General features: G+C 62.4%; 15 protein-coding genes. 10 read left to right on the top strand and 5 right to left on the bottom strand.

What is annotated here, in order from left to right:
* Nucleotides 1-46: 46 nt before the first annotated feature.
* The 3 genes from ATO9_RS07325 to ATO9_RS07315 all read right to left on the bottom strand — a co-directional run bounded on the left by ATO9_RS07325 (nt 47) and on the right by ATO9_RS07315 (nt 5,730).
* Nucleotides 47-3,103, bottom strand: coding sequence for a DNA translocase FtsK (locus ATO9_RS07325; RefSeq protein ID WP_043747239.1), 3,057 nt, complete (start codon nt 3,101-3,103; stop codon nt 47-49).
* 12 nt (nt 3,104-3,115) lie between these two features.
* Nucleotides 3,116-4,291 (bottom strand): aminotransferase class I/II-fold pyridoxal phosphate-dependent enzyme, encoded by a 1,176-nt coding sequence (locus ATO9_RS07320; RefSeq protein ID WP_043747426.1) that lies wholly within the window; start codon nt 4,289-4,291, stop codon nt 3,116-3,118.
* 110 nt (nt 4,292-4,401) lie between these two features.
* Nucleotides 4,402-5,730, bottom strand: coding sequence for an amidase (locus tag ATO9_RS07315; RefSeq protein WP_043747238.1), 1,329 nt, complete (start codon nt 5,728-5,730; stop codon nt 4,402-4,404).
* A 46-nt stretch (nt 5,731-5,776) separates the two neighbouring features.
* Here ATO9_RS07315 and ATO9_RS07310 point away from each other — a divergent pair, with 46 nt between their 5' ends.
* On the top strand, nt 5,777-7,039 hold the full coding sequence (locus ATO9_RS07310; RefSeq protein WP_081979482.1) for an FAD-dependent oxidoreductase: 1,263 nt from the start codon (nt 5,777-5,779) through the stop codon (nt 7,037-7,039).
* Between the two features lie 21 nt (nt 7,040-7,060).
* Here the strand turns inward: ATO9_RS07310 and ATO9_RS07305 are convergent, their stop codons facing one another.
* Nucleotides 7,061-7,702, bottom strand: a complete 642-nt coding sequence (locus tag ATO9_RS07305; RefSeq protein WP_052418155.1) for an SH3 domain-containing protein — start codon at nt 7,700-7,702, stop codon at nt 7,061-7,063.
* Complete coding sequence (locus ATO9_RS07300; protein WP_043747236.1) at nt 7,699-8,520, bottom strand: ABC transporter permease; 822 nt, start codon at nt 8,518-8,520, stop codon at nt 7,699-7,701. The genes ATO9_RS07305 and ATO9_RS07300 overlap by 4 nt, the downstream gene beginning before the upstream one ends.
* A 149-nt stretch (nt 8,521-8,669) precedes the next feature.
* Between ATO9_RS07300 and cysQ the strand changes: the two genes are divergently transcribed.
* The 9 genes from cysQ to ATO9_RS07255 all read left to right on the top strand — a co-directional run bounded on the left by cysQ (nt 8,670) and on the right by ATO9_RS07255 (nt 18,984).
* Entirely contained in the window at nt 8,670-9,467 is a 798-nt protein-coding gene (cysQ, locus tag ATO9_RS07295; protein ID WP_043747235.1) for a 3'(2'),5'-bisphosphate nucleotidase CysQ, read from the top strand.
* Entirely contained in the window at nt 9,468-10,268 is an 801-nt protein-coding gene (kdsB, locus tag ATO9_RS07290) for a 3-deoxy-manno-octulosonate cytidylyltransferase (protein WP_043747234.1), read from the top strand.
* The gene (locus ATO9_RS07285) at nt 10,265-11,497 is read left to right on the top strand and encodes a glycosyltransferase family 2 protein (RefSeq protein WP_043747233.1); all 1,233 of its coding nucleotides are present in this window, start codon (nt 10,265-10,267) and stop codon (nt 11,495-11,497) included. Before kdsB ends, ATO9_RS07285 begins: the two co-directional genes overlap by 4 nt.
* A 136-nt stretch (nt 11,498-11,633) precedes the next feature.
* Nucleotides 11,634-12,527: a UTP--glucose-1-phosphate uridylyltransferase GalU gene (gene galU, locus ATO9_RS07280; RefSeq protein ID WP_043747232.1), complete on the top strand. Its 894-nt coding sequence runs from the start codon at nt 11,634-11,636 to the stop codon at nt 12,525-12,527.
* Between the two features lie 9 nt (nt 12,528-12,536).
* The gene (gene galE / locus ATO9_RS07275) at nt 12,537-13,520 is read left to right on the top strand and encodes a UDP-glucose 4-epimerase GalE (protein WP_043747231.1); all 984 of its coding nucleotides are present in this window, start codon (nt 12,537-12,539) and stop codon (nt 13,518-13,520) included.
* Nucleotides 13,480-14,793 (top strand): glycosyltransferase family 4 protein, encoded by a 1,314-nt coding sequence (locus ATO9_RS07270; RefSeq protein ID WP_081979481.1) that lies wholly within the window; start codon nt 13,480-13,482, stop codon nt 14,791-14,793. Before galE ends, ATO9_RS07270 begins: the two co-directional genes overlap by 41 nt.
* Nucleotides 14,794-14,842: 49 nt before the next feature.
* Nucleotides 14,843-15,853, top strand: coding sequence for a glycosyltransferase family 2 protein (locus ATO9_RS07265; protein WP_043747230.1), 1,011 nt, complete (start codon nt 14,843-14,845; stop codon nt 15,851-15,853).
* Nucleotides 15,850-17,556: a DUF5927 domain-containing protein gene (locus ATO9_RS07260; RefSeq protein WP_043747229.1), complete on the top strand. Its 1,707-nt coding sequence runs from the start codon at nt 15,850-15,852 to the stop codon at nt 17,554-17,556. The genes ATO9_RS07265 and ATO9_RS07260 overlap by 4 nt, the downstream gene beginning before the upstream one ends.
* On the top strand, nt 17,557-18,984 hold the full coding sequence (locus tag ATO9_RS07255) for a sulfotransferase family 2 domain-containing protein (RefSeq protein WP_043747228.1): 1,428 nt from the start codon (nt 17,557-17,559) through the stop codon (nt 18,982-18,984). It abuts the gene before it with no gap.
* Nucleotide 18,985 lies beyond the last annotated feature (1 nt).

Raw genomic sequence — 18,985 nt, 5'->3', positions numbered from 1 at the left:
GAGCCTAACTCTCACAAAGCGGTTAGCGTTCCGCGATGCCGGCGCGTTATTGCTGCTCCGGCACCAGGATCTCGCGTTTGCCGACATGGTTCGCCGGAGAGACGAGGCCGTTCTCCTCCATCTGCTCGACAAGGCGCGCGGCCTTGTTGTAGCCGATGCCCAGCTTGCGCTGGATGTAGGAGGTCGAACACTTGCGGTCCTTCGCCACGATCGCGACAGCCTGATCGTACAGCGCGTCCTCGCCATCGGTGTTGCCCCCGGTGGACAGGCCCAGAACCGCGTCGATGTCGCTTTCCTTGTCCTCGTCCGGCCCATCGACCACGCCGCCGACATAGGAGGGGGGACCGAATGCCTTGAGGTGGTTCACGATTTCCTCGACCTCTTCGTCGCTGACGAAGGGGCCGTGGCAGCGGGTGATCTTGGCGCCGCCGGCCATGTAGAGCATGTCACCCATGCCCAGAAGCTGTTCGGCGCCCATTTCGCCCAGGATCGTGCGGCTGTCGATCTTGGACGTCACCTGGAAGGAAATCCGGGTCGGGAAGTTCGCCTTGATCGTCCCGGTGATCACGTCGACCGAGGGGCGCTGCGTGGCCATGATCAGGTGGATGCCCGAGGCACGGGCCATCTGCGCCAGACGCTGGATGCAGGCCTCGATCTCCTTCCCCGCGACCATCATCAGGTCGGCCATCTCGTCGACGATGACGACGATGTAGGGCATTTTCTGGGGCTGGATTTCCTCGGTTTCGAAGACCGGTTCGCCGGTGTCGTCGTCGAAACCGGTCTGCACGGTGCGCGAGAACATTTCGCCCTTGGACAGCGCATCCTCGACCCGGCCGTTGTAGCCGTCGATGTTGCGCACACCCATCTTGGACATCTTGCGATAGCGTTCTTCCATTTCGCCCACGACCCATTTCAGGGCCACGACCGCCTTCTTGGGGTCGGTGACGACGGGGGACAGAAGGTGCGGGATGCCGTCATAGACGCTGAGTTCCAGCATCTTCGGGTCGATCATCACCAGCCGCAGATCATCCGGCGTCAGCTTGTAGAGCAGCGACAGGATCATCGTGTTGATGGCCACGGACTTACCCGAGCCGGTCGTCCCCGCGATCAGCAGGTGAGGCATCTTTGCCAGGTTAGCGACCATGGCATCGCCACCGATATCCTTGCCAAGCGCCAGTGGCAGCTTGTGCTTGCCGTCACCGTAATCACGGGTCGACAGGATCTCCCGGAAGGACACCATTTCGCGGTTTTCGTTCGGTAGTTCGATCCCGATGACCGAACGGCCCGGCACGGTCGAGACCCGCGCAGACAGGGCGGACATGGATCGCGCGATGTCATCGGCCAGGCCAATGACACGCGACGCCTTGAGGCCCGGTGCGGGTTCCAGTTCGTACATGGTAACGACGGGACCGGGGCGGACCGAAACGATTTCGCCCTTCACGCCATAATCATCCAGGACGTTCTCCAGCATGCGGGCGTTTTCTTCCAGCGCCTCGTCACTCAGGTGGTGACGCTGGATGTTCGCCGGATCGGCCAGCAGGTTGAGCGGCGGAAGCTCGTAGGCGACCTCCGGTTCCTCGAATTGCAGGGTCGGCTGCGCCTCTGCCTTGGCGCGGGTCGACGGGGCAGGGGCCTTACGGATGTTGTGCTGAACCAGCGGCTGGCGCGGTTCGGCCACGGGCAAGGGCTGCGGCGCCGTCTGTACGCGCTGCGGCTGCGTCAGGGGAAGCGGCTGCGGTTGCGGCTGTTCGATCTCGTGCTCCATCGGCACGTCTTCGGCCATGGGAGCGGTTGCCTGCTCCTCGACGGCGTGATGGGCTGGCATTGCCGGCGCGGCGGGAATGGTGGGCGCCGGCGGAATGGCGGGTGCTGCGGCGATGGTGGGCTGGGGCGTCACACGCGGCGCGGCATGGGCCGCGGTCAACGGCGGCTCGGCCGGGCGCTGCGGTGCTGCGGGGGCAGTCAGCGGAGGTTCCGCACGTTGCCCGGCATCCACGACAAGCGGCTGCGGACCACGGCCACGGCCTTTGGTCAGCGGCTTGTCCGCCGGCGGTTCGACTGGCTGGACGCCGCTCTGGCGCACGCGGCTGCGCACGATTTCGGCGATGCGGGCCTTGATGCGGTCATCGCCCGGCGCCTCGATGTTCTGGTCATCCGGATAGGTTTCGACCAGTTCCGGTTCGGGTTGAACCTCGGGCTCGGCGCGGCGGATCAGGCCGGGCAGACGCTTCATGATCCCGCTCTTGGCGGGGGCTGTCATGGTCGGTTCGGGGGCGGCCCAGTCATCTTCTGCTACCGGTGCGGTATCGTAGGAGGTGGCGGTCCAGCTCTGCTGCGGCGCCGCCGCCTGCTGAGTTTCGGCCCAGGCAGCGTTTTCCTCGGCTTCGATCCGGCGGCGTTCGCGACGTTCGCGGTTCTTTTCCTGAAGATGTGCGGCGGTCCGCATGGCATTGACTGCGCCACGGCCCAGCAGGGTCATGGCGGCGGCATAGAACATGATCAGGCCGATCAGGCAGCTGCGGGCGATCTTGCGCAATTCGACCTTGGTGAAGCCGGTCACGAAGAGGCCAAGCGCGATGACCGGGGCACCTAGCAGGAGCGAGAACATCTTGAGTCCGAAGCTCGGCCCGACGGGTGCAATGCCCAGAACGGTGCCAAGAACGGTATCGCCGAACAGCCCACCCATGCCGAACCGGTGGGTCCAGTCCTGCCCGGGGACCAGCGTGGAGGCATAGACCGACAGAAGCGCGATCCAGATCGGGGCGAAGATCAGTCGTCCGACGGCACGTTCTTCGCCGCGGTGCAGCGCAAGGCGCACGCCCCAGGCCAGGGCCACGATGGCAATGGCCCAGCTTCCCGACCCGATCACCATGAAGAGCGGAGCGGAAATCGTTGCGCCAAGCCGTCCCAGCCAGTTCTGGACGGGGGCATCATGGGCAGACAGCCAGGAGGGATCGTCGGGCGTGTAGGAGCCGATCATCATCGCCGCGAGCAATCCGACTGCAATCAGGGCGAACCCTGCCAGTTCCTTGCCGCGTCGCTCGATGGATTCCTGGATATCGTTCCCGAACAAGGGGTCACCGCCTCGTGTCTGAAAAGCCATTCTGCTTCTTCCTCACTGGTACAGATGGTTACGCAGGGTGATCAGCGCCTGCGCCATCTCTTCTTTTGGGGCCACCATGGCGACCCTGATATACGGTTTGCCCGGGATGTCGCCGTCGACCTTCCGGCTCAGATAGGCGCCGGGCAGCACCCGGATGCCTGCATGTTTCCAAAGGCTGAGCGCCGCGTCCTCGCCATCCTCGACCGGCAGCCAGAGGAAAAACCCGCCTTCGGGGCCCTGGTAGCCGGGCACGCCGTTCAGGATGTCGTCCGCGATGCGGAACTTTTCCTGGTAGAGCGCGCGGTTCTCGATCACGTGCTCTTCGTCGGCCCAGGCGCGTTCGGCGACCCGCTGCAGGGGCAGCGGCAGGGGGGCGCCGGAATAGGCCCGGTGCTGGCGCATCCGCTTGATCGCTTCGGGGCCAGTGGCCACGAAACCCGACCGCATCCCGGGCAGGTTCGACCGTTTCGAAAGAGACTGGAAGATCACGATCCGGTCGGGGTCTGCGCCCATCTCCTGGGCCACTTCAAGGATGCCCGGAGGCGGCGTGTCGCGGTAGATTTCAGAGTAACATTCGTCACTGAATATACGGAAATCGTGTTTTTCGGCCAGTGCGATCAGGTCGCGCCAATAGCCGCGATCAGCCACCGCGCCCTGCGGGTTGGCCGGGGAACAGATATAGGCGGCGGTGGTGCGGTCCAGCACGTCGGCAGGTAGCGACCCGTAATCGGGCAGGAAGCCGTTCTGGCGCGTCGCAGCGACGAAAACCGGTTCGGCCGCGACCGAAAGGGCGCCGATCATGTAGACCTGATAGAACGGGTTCGGGATCAGGACGACCGGCGTCTTGCCGTTCTTCGTCTCGGGCAACAGCGCCATCGCCGCGTTGTAGAGCCCCTCTCGCGATCCGTTCAGCGTCATGATCTGATCGGGCGGCATCGACACGTCGTAGCGGCGCGCAATCCAGTCCGAGATCGCCTGCAACAACTCGGGCGAACCGTCATTGGGCGGGTAGGAGGCAAAGCCGTCCACATTGGCGGCCAGCACCTCGGGCACCCAGGCGGGGAAGGGGTGTTTTGGTTCTCCGATGGTCATGTTGACCACGTCTCCGCCCGGCGCATACGGGTCCAATAGCGCACGAAGGCGCGGAAACGCATAGGCCGGAAGGTTCGAAAACCGCTCGGGAAACATATTCATACTGCCTCAAAGTCGGGATCGTTTTCGCCCCGTTTGGCAGAAAGGTACCCAAATCATCAGCTTGCGTCCAGTGGCGCAGAGGGGCTGATGCCCTTTTGTGGCATTTAGGTCAGCGCAGGCTCCACGGCGGCGCCCAGTCTGAGCAAGGCCTCTTCGCCATAGGGTTTGCCGAGCAGCATCAACCCGCAGGCCGGAACGCCGGTGGGCAGGGTCAGCGCCGACAGGCCCAGCATGTTACCGACCCGCGTGTTTCGAAGCGCCATCAGGTTCTCGCCCACGTAATAGTCGTGATCTGCCAGCATCCGCGCTGCGTCGGGCGGCAGGATCGGGGCGGTTGGCGCCAGCACGGCGTCATAACCCGCGACCCGCGTGTTCCAGATGCGCCGGGCTTGTTCGATTTCCTGCCAGGCGGCGACATAATCGGGGCCGGAATGGCTCGCGCCGGACCGGAAACGACCGAGGATTTCGGCAAACATCTTGTCCGGCGCGGTTTCGATCACGTCGCGCCACAGGCCGTAGGCTTCGGCGGTGAAGGCGATCCCGGATTGCGCCATGGCCTGGTCGACCTCTGGCGCTTCGATCGGTTCGATTTCGACCCCGGCGTCCCGCAGGCGGTCCAAGGCGGCCAGGTAGGCGGCCTTGGGTTCGTCTCGCAGATCCTCCAGCACGCAGGTTTGCAGGGCGGCAAAGCGTTTGCCTGCAAGCGATACACCCCGCAGGTCTGGGGGCGTCGTACCCTCCATCAGGGCGGTCAGCATCGCGGCGTCTTCCACGCTGCGGCACAGCGGGCCGATCGTGTCGAAGCGCAGGCACAGCGGCACCACACCTTCCAGGGTCAACCTGCCCGAAGTCGTCTTGAGCCCGACAAGGTCATTCCAGGCCGAGGGGATGCGGACCGACCCGCCCGTGTCGCTGCCGATGCCAGCGGCGGCCAGGCCAAAGGCCACCGACGCCGCCGCGCCCGAGGAGGACCCGCCCGGCACCCAGGCCGGATCATGGCGGTTCGGCGGGGTCGCGGTGACAGGGTTGATGCCGATGCCGGAAAACGCGAGTTCGGACATGTGTGTCTTGCCGAGGCAGACCAGCCCGGCTTCGGTTGCGGTCTGCAACACCTTTGCGTCATGTTCGGGAACGCGTCCTTCCAGCAGCGCCGATCCGGCCTCTGTCGCGACGCCGGCGCTATCGAAAAGGTCCTTCCAGGAGATCGGAACACCGTCCAGCGCGGATTTCCGGGTGCCGGCCTTGGCGCGGGCAGAGGCCGCGGCGGCTTCGGCGCGGGCCCGTTCGGGGGTCACGCGGGCATAGATGCGGTCGGTATGTTCATGGCTTTCAATGGCCTCCAGAAAGGTCTCCGTCAGATCGACCGGGTCGATCTCTCCGGCTGCGATCCCGCGCCCCAGTTCCGATGCGCTCATCCAACGCCATGCTTCCATGTCCCGCCCTCCGTTCGTTTTCGCGACGGTAGCGGCACCGGAGCGCATGGACAATCCCGCCCCTCGCGCCATAGTTCAGCCCATGAACACGAAGACCGGATATGACAGTGACGTCCTGATTGTCGGCGGCGGCCTGAACGGCCCCGCCACTGCGCTTGCCCTGGCCCGTGCCGGGCTGAGTGTGACCGTGATCGACGCGTTGCCCGAAACCACCCGCGCCGCCGAAGATTTCGACGGCCGCTCCTATGCGCTCGCGCTTGCCTCTGTCCGTCTGTTGCGGCGCATCGGGGTCTGGGACCGCGTTGCGGATCAAAGCCAGCCAATGCTGGAGATCAAGGTGACCGATGGCCGGGCCGGAGAGGCGCCGTCGCCCTTCCTGATGCATTTCGACCATGCCGAGATCGAGGAAGGCCCGATGGGGCACATGATCGAGGATCGTTACCTGCGTCGCGCCCTGGCCGACGCCATGGCGGAACAGGATGCGATCACCGTGCTGGCGGGCGAAACCGTGACGGACCAGGCGATCGACGAACATGGCGTACAGGCCACGCTGGCCTCGGGCGCGGTCAAATCGGCGCGGTTGCTGATCGGCTGTGACGGGCGGTCCAGCGGCACTGCGCGACGGGCCGGGATCAAGCGGACCGGTTGGGATTACGGCCAGACCGCACTGGTCTGCGCGATCGAGCATGAAAAGCCGCATGACGGTATCGCGCACCAGTTCTTTCTGCCGCCCGGACCATTGGCGATCCTGCCGCTGCCTGGCAATCGGTCCTCCATCGTCTGGAGTGAGACGCGCGAACAGGCGCTGGCGGTCAACGCCCTGCCGGAAGAGCAATACCTGGACATTCTGCGCCCGCGTTTCGGCACCTTCCTGGGTGAGATCGCCCTGGCCGGGAAACGCTTCACCTATCCGCTCGGCCTCAGCCTTGCGCAGCGCTTCGTCGATCCGCGGCTTGCCTTGGTGGGCGACGCGGCGCATGGCATGCACCCGATTGCGGGGCAGGGGCTGAACGCCGGGTTGCGGGATATCGGCGCGCTGGCGCAGGTCCTGCAGGAGGCACGTCAGAGGGGCGAGGATATCGGCGCGATTGACGTTCTGCGCCGCTACCAGGAATGGCGCCGCTTTGACACGGCGTCGCTTGCCATGGCGACGGATATGTCGAACCGCCTGTTTTCGAACGACAATCCGTTCCTTCGTGCGGCGCGGGATATCGGGATGGGGGTCATCAATGCGATGCCAGGCTTGCGACGTGGATTTGTGCGCGAAGCCGCCGGACTGACCGGGGACCTGCCGGAACTGATGCGCTGACAGGCTGGACCTGATCGCGCGTCACTGCGCCAGGCGACAGCACCCGGACAAGAGCCGTGGCGACCCGTCTTGGTCGCCGCCCTCGCCTTGTAGGATCAGGTCGATGGTCAGGCCATATTCCCGGTCCGACATGCCGTCGTTGCAACTGGCCCGGGCAATCACTGCGTGACCCGACGTCTCACCTTCGCCCAGGATCAGACCGAACCGGTCGGGGCGCCCGCCGGCATTGTCGCGCCAGTCTTCAGACAGGCTCATCCCCGGACCATCCGGGCTTTCGTAAACCCAGTAGGGATCGCCGTCGTTGGCCTCGCGTTTCGCGAACCAGAAGGGTTCCGTGCCGAAACAGGTGGAAACCGCAGGAAAATCGCCGAAATCCTGCCCCGGCTGGACGGTGAGGTAGGCCAAGGACACCCAGCCCGCACGCTCTTCGGTGTTGATCAGACCCCAGGTTTCCGTGTCGTTGGTTGCGATCACCTCGATCCCCTTGGCGTCGGGGGCCAGGGTGCCGATGATCGGTGATCCGGCATCGGGCGCTTCGCGGATATTGAGAACGTCATCACCGGCCACGCCGGTCACGTCATGCAGGGCAGGCAGGAGGGTCGGTTGCGCCAGGACGGGGCCGGAAAAGACCAGCAGTAGGCCTAGGACCAGACCGCGGATCATCGCTTTGCCCCCCAGGACAGAGAGGCATGGCGCCTTGTATAAAATTCGCCCATCAGCCCAATCATGATCAGCGCGATGCCGACGTAGATCGGGTATTCGATGCTGGAATTGCGCGGCGTGTAGTTGATGAACACGAAGCCGCGGCACTGGTCGATCGCATGAAACAGCGGGTTCCAGTCGAACATCGCCACCATGTAGCCGGGCAGGGTGTTGGCCACGAACATCTTGCCGGACGCGATCATGTTGGCGCGCTGATAGATCTGGGTGAAGACGCTGACGAAGGTCGGGAACCAGGGCTTGATCGCCAGCATGACGATGCCGACAGCGATCCCGGTGAACCAGGCGACCAGCAGCATTCCGAAGGCGGGAATGGGTTCCTCGATCGTGAAGGGGGTAAAGGCGACGTCGTAGACGAAGAGGATCAAGGTCAGCGACAAAACCTGGATGTAGAGGCTGGAAATCGCGGCGGCCCCGATGGTCACGGCCGTGTTCATCGGCGCATGTTTCATCATCGGCGCGGTCGGATCGCCGGACCCGGCAACGGCGCCCATCGTCTTGATATGCGTCATGTAAAGGAAAATCCCCGACATGATATAAAGCAGGAAGTCGCCCCGGATCGCCGCGCCGCGCAGACCCAGAAGTTCGAACATGACGTAGAAGGAAAGCACGAAGGTGATCATCTGCAACATGTTGACGCCAATCGAGAAAAGCGCATTCCGATGCGTTTTCCGGATCTGGTTCACAGAGGCGTGGTAGATCAGTTCCAGGATCGAGATGATCGTGGAAGCTTGGGTCCGGTGGGCCTTCTTCTGGAACATGTATGGCCTTTACTGACGATAGCGCGCTGAAGGTGCCGAATATGCGAGGGAATTCTTGCTGTTCCCTTGTGTCTTTATCATAACGAGCCGGGAGGACGTTAGCAATTCACGCCAAGGGCACCTCGCCCGGGCCGCAACAGGAGTACATTTTGGATTACGAAAAGCTTGAAACCGTGATGCGTCGCCTTGCCCTCGAAGCGGGGGACAAGATCATGGAGATCTACAATGCCGACGATTTCGACATTAAGGTCAAATCCGACGACAGCCCGGTGACCGAGGCCGACGAGGCTGCGGATGCCCTGATTTCCGCCGGTCTGAAAGAGGCCTTCCCCGAGGCGATCCTGATCACCGAGGAACAGGCGGGCACCCATGACACCCGCGCGGATACCTTCCTGATCGTTGATCCGCTGGACGGGACCAAGGAATTCATCAAGCGCCGCGGCGACTTCACCGTGAATATCGCCTGGGTCGAAAGTGGCGTGCCCGTGCGCGGTGTCGTCTATGCCCCGGCCAAGGATCGCATGTTCTTCACCCGTGCCGATGGCTCTTCGGTCGAAGAGGCGGGACCGTTCTCCAAGGATGAGGTCGGAACCCTGACGCCGATCAAGGTGTCCGAGCCCGACAACGACGCGCTGTTCGTCGTCGCATCCAAATCCCACCGAGATCAGGCGACCGACGATTACATCTCGAAATATGCCACCAAGGACATGAAAAGCGCCGGGTCCTCGCTGAAATTCTGCCTGATCGCCACGGGTGAGGCCGACATCTATCCGCGCGTTGGACGGACGATGGAATGGGACACCGCCGCGGGCCATGCCGTTTTGGCCGGTGCCGGCGGGCGCGTGGTGCGGTTCGACGATCATCAGCCGCTGACCTATGGCAAGGACGGGTTCGCCAACCCCTTCTTCATCGCCTATTCGCCGGATGTCGTCCTGAAGGAAGCCTGAATGTCCACGCTTGTCGTGATCCCGGCGCGCTATGCGTCGACCCGTTATCCCGGCAAACCGCTGGTTGCACTGACCGGCGCAACCGGTGAGGCCAAGAGCCTGATCCAGCGCTCGTGGGAGGCCGCCTCGCAGGTGGCTGGTGTCGATCGGGTCGTTGTCGCCACTGACGATGACCGGATCCGGGACGCGGCAGAGGCCTTCGGGGCCGAGGTCGTCATGACCTCGGACACCTGCCGCAATGGCACCGAACGTTGCGCCGAAGCGCTGGAGGTTCTGGGCGGCGATTTCGACATGGTCGTCAACCTGCAGGGGGACGCCCCGCTGACCCCGCATTGGTTCGTCGAGGACCTTTTGACCGGCCTGCAAGGCGCCGACTGGGCGGGCATGGCCACGCCGGTGCTGCGCTGCGACGGTCGGGCGTTGAACGGGTTCCTTGAAGACCGCCGCGCAGGTCGCGTCGGCGGGACAACCGCCGTCTTCGGAGAGGCGGGGCGCGCGCTCTACTTCTCGAAGGAGGTCATTCCTTATACCGGCAAGACCTTTGCCGATGACGACGCGACCCCCGTCTTCCACCATGTCGGCGTCTATGCCTATCGACCCGATGCCTTGAAGGCATACGGCAGTTGGGAAGAGACGCAGTTGGAAAAACTCGAGGGTCTAGAACAACTTCGCTTCCTCGCCCATGGGCAACCCGTCCTCTGTGTCGAGGTCGAGGCGAAAGGCCGTCAGTTCTGGGAGCTCAACAACCCCGAGGACGTGCCGAGGATCGAGGCGATGATGGCCGAGATGGGCATGGCATGACGCTGCCCGTCAGCGTCGTCGTCGTCAGCCGCGGCCGGCGGGACAGCCTGGTCCTGACACTCGTCGGCCTGTCGCGGCTTTTCTATCCGAACTACGAAATCGTGGTCGTCGCTGATGCGGAGGGGCTGGAGGCGGTCAAGCTGGCCCGAATGAGCGATGAAGTGAAAACCGTCGCTTTCGCCGATCCCAACATCGCCGAAGCCCGCAATCGTGGTATCGCCGTTGCCGCGGGAGAGGTCATCGCTTTCATTGACGATGATGCCATTCCCGAACCCACCTGGCTGAACAACCTTGTCGCGCCGTTTGCGGACCCGCAGGTCAGTGCTGTCGGTGGTTTTGTCCGGGGGCGCAACGGTATCTCCTTCCAATGGAAAGCCCACAGCGTAGATCACACCGGCCGCGCCACGCCGCTTCAGATAGACGAAACCCGGTCGACCGTACTGACGCCGCCCGCGGGGCAGGCCATCAAGACGGAAGGCACGAACATGGCTTTTCGGCGCGACGTCTTGGCCGGGATCGGAGGTTTCGATCCGGCCTATCGGTTCTACCTGGATGAAACCGATCTGAACATGCGTCTGGCCAAGGCCCGGCGGGTCACTGCGATTGCGCCACTGGCGGAAGTGCATCACGCCTTTGCCCCGTCCGCCCGTCGTCTCGCGTCTCGGGCGCCGAAGGATCTGTTCGAAATCGGTGCCAGCCTGGCCTGCTATCTGCGTCGCCACTGCCCGGAACCTGAACGTGCTTCGGTCGTCGAGCGGTTCTGCCGCGAACGCAACGACGCCCTGATCGAACACATGGTCGCAGGACGGCTTGAACCGGGTGATGTCCGTCGCCTTCGGCAGCGTCTTCGCGACGGCATTCGTGCTGGCGAGACGCGCAGCCTGACGCCGTTACCAGCGTTGCCCCATTCCAAGGCTCCGTTCCTGCCCTTTGCGTCGCGCGTGAAGGATCGTGGCACCGTGGTCGCAGGCCGTGTCTTTGCCTGTAAACGCTTGCGTGCTTTGGCCCGTCGCAAGGCGAAGGAGGGGCATAGCGTGTCACTGTTTCTCTTTTCCCCGACGGCGCTTTTTCATCGCGTCCGGATGACCCGGGATGGCGTATGGGAGCAATCCGGCGGTCTTTGGGGCAAGTCCGCGCGTACCGAGCCCTGGTTTGCCCTAACCGGCTTTCAAAGACGCCTCAAACGTGAGAAGACGCGCGTGGCGGCGGTCCGGGGAATACCGAATTAACCATTTGACCTGACGTTGCCCGCTTTGTCATCGCGAGAAGCCCCAATTTTGCCGGTTTCAGGTGTCATGGCGCGAAACATCTGACATAGTCGGGTGCGAAACATATAATCGACACGCAACGCAGCGAGTTTGAGTGATGAAGAACAAGATTACCAAGGCCATTTTCCCAGTTGCCGGTATGGGGACCCGTTTCCTCCCCGCGACCAAATCCATTCCCAAAGAAATCATGACCCTGGTGGATCGCCCGCTGATCCAATACGCGATCGACGAAGCTCGCGCTGCCGGGATCAAGGAATTCATCTTCGTCACGTCTCGCGGCAAGGGCGCGCTGGAGGATTACTTCGATCATGCGCCCCAGCTCGAGTCGGAGCTGCGCCGCAAGGGCAAGGACGAGATCCTCGAGATCGTCAAGAATACCAACATGGATAGCGGTGCGATTGCCTATATCCGTCAGCACAAGCCGCTGGGGCTGGGCCATGCAGTCTGGTGCGCGCGTCGTTTGATCGGCAACGAACCCTTTGCTGTTCTTCTGCCCGACGACATCATTGCCGCTGAAAAGCCTTGCCTGCAGCAGATGGTCGAAGCTTTCGAAGAGCGGCCCGGCAACATGGTTGCCGCCATGGAAGTCCCGCCCGAAAAAGCGTCCTCCTACGGTGTGCTGGACATCAAGGAAGACCACGGTTCGATGGTGTCGGTCAAAGGTATGGTCGAAAAGCCCAAGCAGGGCGAGGCACCGTCCAACCTGGCCGTCATCGGGCGTTATGTCCTGACGCCGCAGGTTCTCAAGAACCTCAGCCGCAAGGAACAGGGTGCCGGTGGTGAAATCCAGCTGACCGATGCCATCGCGCACGAGATCACGGAGGGTCGCGACGTTTACGGGTTCCGCTTCCGCGGGCAGCGGTTCGATTGCGGCTCCAAGTCCGGCTATCTGCAGGCAACGGTGTCCTTCGGCCTGTCGCGCGATGAACTGCGTGACGACCTGATGGATTACCTCCGCGAGGTCGTGAACATGGAAAAAGCCGCGGAATGATCTGAGGGTATGGATCGTGTTCTGGTGACGGGCGGTGCGGGCTATATCGGCTCGCACGCATGCAAAGCCCTGAGAGCGGCCGGATACGAACCGGTCACCTATGACAGCCTCGTGACCGGCTGGTCCGATGCGGTGAAGTTCGGGCCCTTCGAACAAGGCGACCTGCTGGATCGCACGCGTCTGGATTCCGTTTTCGCCAAGTACGAACCGATTGCGGTGATGCATTTCGCCGCTCTCAGCCTCGTCGGCGAAAGCATGACCAACCCGGGCCTCTACTGGCGCAACAATGTCGAGGGGTCCCGCCACCTGATCGAGGCGGCTGTCGAGGCGGGTTGCATGAACTTCGTCTTTTCCTCGACCTGCGCGACCTATGGCGATCAGGACAACGTGGTGCTGGATGAAAACAGCGTCCAGCAGCCGATCAATTCCTACGGCGCGTCCAAGCGCGCGATCGAGGACATGCTGCGCGATTTCGAGGCCGCCTTCGGGCTGCGTCACGTGATCTTCCGGTATTTCAACGTGGCGGGGGCCGATCCGGATGGCGAGGTGGGAGAGTATCATCGCCCCGAGACCCACCTGATCCCCCTGATGCTGGACGCCATCGACGGCAAGCGTGACGCCCTGACGGTGTTCGGTACCGATTACGATACTCCCGATGGCACCTGTATCCGCGATTACGTCCATGTCTGTGACCTGGTCGATGCGCATGTTCTGGGTCTCCGGTGGCTGTCCGGCGGCAAGCGTAGCCGCGTCTTCAACCTCGGCACCGGGTCCGGTTTTTCGGTGCGTGAGGTGATCGATCAATCCCGTACGGTCACCAACAGGGCCGTGCCTTACAAGGAAGGGCCGCGACGGCCCGGCGACTGCACCAAGCTGGTGTCCGGGTCTACCCGGGCCAAGTCCGAACTGGGCTGGAGCCCGACCCGGTCGACGCTGGACCAGATGATCGCCGATGCGTGGCGGTGGCATCAGAGTGGCCACTACGAAAAATAGCGTCCCCCCCGTGCGACTGCTGGACATCACGCGTCTGGCCAGCCGCGCGGGACGTCTGCCAACTGGTGTCGACCGGGTAGAGCTTGCCTATATCCGCGAATTACTGGAACGCGAGACGCCGCTTTGGGGGCTTGCACGTGTGGCCATGGGCTATGTGCTGCTGGACCGGAACGGCATGACGTCGTTTTTTCACCGTCTGCGGGGGCGCACGCCCTGGGGGTCGCCCAAGCTGCTGACGTTGTTCGCCCGTAACCTTTCTACCGATCAGCGCAAGGCGCAAAGCGATCTTTGGCGGCTGGCGCATTCAAAGGTCATGGGCAAGAACCTGGCAAAGCTGCTCGAGGATATCCCCGAAGGCTTCACCTACCTCAATATCGGTCATTCCAATCTGACGGACAACACGCTGAAGGCGGTGTCGGAAAGTGGCCGGTCGCGGATCACCGTCATGTTGCATGACACGATCCCGTTGGATTTTCCGGACTATTGCCGGGCTGATTCCGTCTCGCGGTTCCGCGGTCAGCTTCGCCGCGTCATGGATTATGCGGACCTCGTGATCGTGAACTCAGAAAAGACCGCGGCGGACGTCGAACGGAACATGATCCGTATCGCCAAGCAGGACCGGAAGAAGAAAGACGACGACGAGGAGGATGACGACAAGCATCCACCCATTCACATTCCTCCGATTCATGTCGCCCATTTGGGGGTCGAACAGCCGCGTCCCGATCCGGTCGCGTTGCCGGCCGACCTTCCGCCGGACCGACCGCTGTTTCTGACCGTCGGCACGATCGAGCCGCGCAAGAACCACGCGTTGCTACTCGATATCTGGGAAAACTGGAGCGAGGCGGATGGCCCGAAACCCGTTCTGGGCATCTGCGGTAAACGCGGCTGGTTGAACGAAAAGGTTTTCAACAAGCTCGACAATTCCCCGATGATGGGGCGCGATGTCTTTGAATGGGGCGACCTTAACGACCGCGCCGTTGCTGCGCTGCTGGCGCGCTCACAGGCGCTGCTGTTCCCCAGTTTTGCCGAAGGCTATGGCCTGCCACCGATCGAGGCCGCCGCCCTTCAGACCCCTGTTGTCAGTACGAATCTTCCGTCTGTTTACGAGGTCTTGAAAGATTTGCCAGTTTACCTGGCGCCCGACGACAGCTATTCTTGGAAAGAGGCCGTTAAGAGCCTGATTGAGGACAGACAGGCAGGCGCCAAGGGGATGGAGGATTTCCAACCCCCGACTTGGGAAGAGCATTTCAAGATTGTCTTAAAGATGATCTGATAATGGCCGACCCCGAGGAACCGGTGCCACTGGTCGAGAAGGGCGGGCGTTGAGCTTTGTTTCGTCATATCGCCTTCGGGTGCAACGCCGTCGCTGGCTGATACGTGCCGTTCGCAAAAGGCGCGAACTCAAATCTGTTGCCAATCGCACGCGCCAAATCCGGCGCAACGACATGCTGTTGTTCTGTACAGCCCGGAACGAACGGGTGCGGTTGCCCTATTTCCTCGAATATTACCGCGACCTCGGGGTGCAGCACTTCCTGTTCGTCGACAATGACAGTGATGACGGCACCGCTGCCTACCTCGCCGATCAGCCCGATTGTTCGGTCTGGCACACGGCAAAGGGCTATAAGCGCGCGCGCTTCGGCATGGATTGGATCAACTGGCTGTTGATGCGCTACGGCCATGGCCATTGGACGCTGACTGTCGATCCCGATGAATTCTTCGTTTACCCGTTCTGTGACACGCGCCCCATCCAGGCGCTGACCGACTGGCTGGACGCGTCGTCGATCAAATCCTTCGCCGCGATGCTGCTGGACATGTACCCCAAGGGCCGTATCGACGCCGAACCCTATATCGAGGGGCAGAACCCGCTGGAAATCGCCTCTTGGTTCGACAGCGGCAATTACCTGATCCAAAAGAACGCGCGGTTTGGCAACCTGTGGATCCAGGGTGGTCCTCGGATGCGGGTCTTCTTCCCGGAAGACCCCGCCAAGGCCCCCGCGCTCAACAAGATCCCGCTGGTGAAATGGGACCGCCGCTATGCCTTCGTCAGCTCGACCCACATGCTGTTACCGCGCGGTCTGAACCAGGTTTATGACGAATGGGGCGGCGAAAAGGCCAGTGGCCTGCTGTTGCACACCAAGTTCCTGGACACGTTCAGCGCCAAGGCCAAGGAAGAACTGGAGAGGAAGCAGCACTACGCTGCTTCGGTCGAATACCGCGCCTATGCTGACCTGATGCGCGACGATCCAGAGCTTTGGTGCAAGTGGTCCGAAAAATACATCAACTGGCGCCAGCTTGAGATTCTCGGGCTCATGTCCAAGGGGAACTGGGCATGAGCAGCGTCGGCATCGTCATGCTGGTCCATACGGCGCTCGGGCGTGCCGAACAGGTGGCGCGGCATTGGGCGGCGTCGGGCTGTCCGGTCGTGATCCATGCCGACGTCAATGTGCCCCGCAAGACGTTCCAGAAGTTCCGCAAGGCGCTGTCCGACGTTCCGATCATCAAGTTTTCGCAACGCCATCGCTGTGAATGGGGCACCTGGGGCATCGTGGCCGCCACCCAGTCCGCGAGCGAGATGATGCTGCGTGAATTTCCCGAGGTGCGGCATGTCTACCTGGCCTCTGGTTCCTGCCTGCCATTGCGCCCGGTGCAGGAGCTGATCGACTACCTTTCCGATCGTCCCCGCACCGATTTCATCGAAAGCGCCACCACCGCCGACGTCCCCTGGACCGTGGGCGGGCTGGACAGTGAACGATTTACCCTGCGCTTCCCCTTTGCGTGGAAGAAGAACCGTTTCCTCTTCGATCGCTATGTCGAATTGCAGCGGCGTCTCGGAATTCGCCGGCGCATGCCCCACGGGATCGTGCCGCATATGGGGTCGCAATGGTGGTGCCTGACCCGCCAGACGCTCTCCGCGATTCTCGAAGACCCGGAAAGATCGGCCTATGACACGTTCTTCCGCCGCGTCTGGATCCCGGACGAAAGTTATTTCCAGACGCTCTCGCGGCTCTATTCCACCCATATCGAAAGCCGGTCCCTGACCCTGTCGAAGTTCGATTTCCAGGGCAAACCGCATATCTTCTACGACGACCACCTGCAGTTGCTGCGCCGCTCCGATTGTTTCGTCGCGCGCAAGATCTGGCCCAAGGCGAACCGGCTCTACGATGCCTTTCTGACCGACGCGGATCACGCGTTGAAACGGACCGAACCCAACCCGGGCAAGATTGACCGCATCTTTTCCAAGGCGGTCGAGCGGCGGACGCGCGGACGACCCGGCCTCTACATGCAGTCGCGGTTCCCGCATCCCAGTTGGGAGAACGGGCTCACCGGGGCCAAGTATTCCGTCTTTCAGGGCTTTTCCGAGCTCTTCGAGGATTTCGAGGCATGGCTCGCCCGGTCGACGGGCTGCAAGGTGCATGGCCATGTCTATGCGCGGAATAGGGTCGAATTTTCCGCCGACCAGCCGGTGATCCATGGCGCGCTCAGTGCTAGTGCGGCGATCCGTGATTACCGGCCCCGCTCCTTCCTGACGAACCTGATCTGGAACACGCGCGGGGAACGCCAGTGCTTCCAGTTCGGCCCCAGTGACAACCAGGAAGCCGCTTGGACAATGGCGCGTGATCCCAATGCGCAGATCTCTGTCATTTCCGGTGCCTGGGCCGTGCCGCTCTTCATGTCGAACCGCAATTTCTCGGAATTGCGCGCCGAAGCCGCAGCCCTGCAGAAGATCGAAACGCTGTTCCTGGACAAGCTACGCTCGACCCATTGCAAGGCCCGTACACGCATCTGGACCATGGCCGAATTTGTCGAAGCCCCGATGGAGCCTTTGCAGAACATCATCGACGATCTGGGTGCCAAGAATGCCCGCCGCCTCAGCGAGGCGCCGAAGATGGTGAACCTCGCGGGATTTGGGCAATTCCTGCAGAACCTCAAGAACCAGGGCATGCACCCCTATCTGATGGGCGATTTTCCAGTGGAACCGAACCTGGATGCGATCCCGCCCAGCCGACAACGCAAACCCTACTTGGTGAAGAAATAAATGCCGGATTTCGACTATTTCATCGTCTTCGCCGAAATGCGGACAGGATCCAATTTCCTGGAAGCGAACCTGAATGCCTTTCCCGGCCTGTCCTGCCTGGGCGAAGCGTTCAACCCGCATTTCATCGGCTATCCGAACAAGGATGACTGCCTTGGCGTCACCATGGATCAACGCGAGGCGGACCCGAAACACTTGATCAACACGATCAAGGCCGCCGACGGGCTGTGTGGTTTCCGCTTCTTCCATGACCACGACCTCCGGGTTCTGGACATCGCGCTCAAGGATCCCCGCTGCGCCAAGATCGTGCTGACGCGCAACCCGGTCGACAGCTATGTCAGTTGGAAGATCGCGCAGGCGACGGGTCAGTGGAAACTGACCGATGTGCGCCGCCGCAAGGATGCCCAGGCTGAATTCGATGCCGACGAATTCCAGACCCACATGCAGAACCTGCAAAACTTCCAGGTCCGTCTGTTGAATGCACTGCAGACCACAGGGCAGACGGCGTTCTACGTGGCGTATGAAGACCTGCAGGATGTCGCGGTGATGAACGGGCTGGCCAGCTGGCTGGGGCAGGCGGATCAGCTGGACAAACTGGATGACAAGCTCAAACGCCAGAATCCTGCGCCCGTGTCGGAAAAGGTCGAAAACTTCCCCGAGATGGAGGCGGCGCTGGCACGTCTTGACCGGTTCAACCTGAACCGGACACCGAATTTCGAACCCCGCCGTGGCGCCAACGTTCCGGCGTATCTGGCGGCCGTGCAGACGCCGCTGCTCTACATTCCCGTCCGTGGTGAGCTAGACCACCAGATCGAGCTTTGGCTGTCCGATCTCGACTCTGCCGAACCCGGTGATCTGACCGCGAAATTCACCCAGCGGACGCTGCGGCAGTGGAAACGCCGCAACAAGGGGCATCGGTCCTTCAGCGTTATCCGGCATCCTGTCGCGCGGGCCCATTCGGTGTTCTGCAACCGGATCGTCAGTACCGGGAAAGGGTCCTTCGGTGAAATCCGCCAGACCCTTCGGCAGAAATACAAACTGCCGATCCCGGCGCGGAACGACAAGGGGACCTACACGCTCAACCAGCACCGCGAGGCGTTCAAGCTGTTCCTGGATTTCCTGCAGGCCAACTTGGCCGGGCAGACCTCGATCCGGATCGATCAGACCTGGGCCTCGCAATGCGTGGTGATAGAAGGCACCGCCACCTTCGCGCTGCCGGACATGGTCGTGCGCGAAGAAGACATGCAGACGCAATTGCCGATGCTGGCCAAGATGGTCGGCCATCCGTCGCCCACGGCCCCAGATGCCGCGCCCGAGGACACACCGCATCCGCTTCACGCCGTTTATGACGACGAGATCGAGCAGAAGGTGAACTCCGTCTACACGCGGGATTACATGATGTTCGGATATGGCCCCTGGAAACGGTCCTGAC

The sequence above is a fragment of the Pseudooceanicola atlanticus genome (genome assembly GCF_000768315.1).
GTDB classification, from domain to species: Bacteria; Pseudomonadota; Alphaproteobacteria; order Rhodobacterales; family Rhodobacteraceae; genus Pseudooceanicola; species Pseudooceanicola atlanticus.
The sequence above is the reverse complement of the archived record's forward strand: the minus strand, read 5'-3'. Positions and strand labels throughout refer to the sequence as shown.

What these genes read in the sequence shown, in the direction of transcription:
- ATO9_RS07300 (WP_043747236.1), bottom strand. Translation starts at nt 8,520, where the DNA reads ATGTTCCAGAAGAAGGCCCACCGGACCCAAGCTTCCACGATCATCTCG.
- ATO9_RS07320 (WP_043747426.1), bottom strand. Translation starts at nt 4,291, where the DNA reads ATGTTTCCCGAGCGGTTTTCGAACCTTCCGGCCTATGCGTTTCCGCGC.
- ATO9_RS07260 (WP_043747229.1), top strand. Translation starts at nt 15,850, where the DNA reads ATGAGCAGCGTCGGCATCGTCATGCTGGTCCATACGGCGCTCGGGCGT.
- galU (WP_043747232.1), top strand. Translation starts at nt 11,634, where the DNA reads ATGAAGAACAAGATTACCAAGGCCATTTTCCCAGTTGCCGGTATGGGG.
- kdsB (WP_043747234.1), top strand. Translation starts at nt 9,468, where the DNA reads ATGTCCACGCTTGTCGTGATCCCGGCGCGCTATGCGTCGACCCGTTAT.
- ATO9_RS07270 (WP_081979481.1), top strand. Translation starts at nt 13,480, where the DNA reads ATGCGTGGCGGTGGCATCAGAGTGGCCACTACGAAAAATAGCGTCCCC.
- galE (WP_043747231.1), top strand. Translation starts at nt 12,537, where the DNA reads ATGGATCGTGTTCTGGTGACGGGCGGTGCGGGCTATATCGGCTCGCAC.
- ATO9_RS07315 (WP_043747238.1), bottom strand. Translation starts at nt 5,730, where the DNA reads ATGGAAGCATGGCGTTGGATGAGCGCATCGGAACTGGGGCGCGGGATC.
- ATO9_RS07255 (WP_043747228.1), top strand. Translation starts at nt 17,557, where the DNA reads ATGCCGGATTTCGACTATTTCATCGTCTTCGCCGAAATGCGGACAGGA.
- ATO9_RS07305 (WP_052418155.1), bottom strand. Translation starts at nt 7,702, where the DNA reads ATGATCCGCGGTCTGGTCCTAGGCCTACTGCTGGTCTTTTCCGGCCCC.
- ATO9_RS07285 (WP_043747233.1), top strand. Translation starts at nt 10,265, where the DNA reads ATGACGCTGCCCGTCAGCGTCGTCGTCGTCAGCCGCGGCCGGCGGGAC.
- ATO9_RS07310 (WP_081979482.1), top strand. Translation starts at nt 5,777, where the DNA reads ATGGACAATCCCGCCCCTCGCGCCATAGTTCAGCCCATGAACACGAAG.
- ATO9_RS07325 (WP_043747239.1), bottom strand. Translation starts at nt 3,103, where the DNA reads ATGGCTTTTCAGACACGAGGCGGTGACCCCTTGTTCGGGAACGATATC.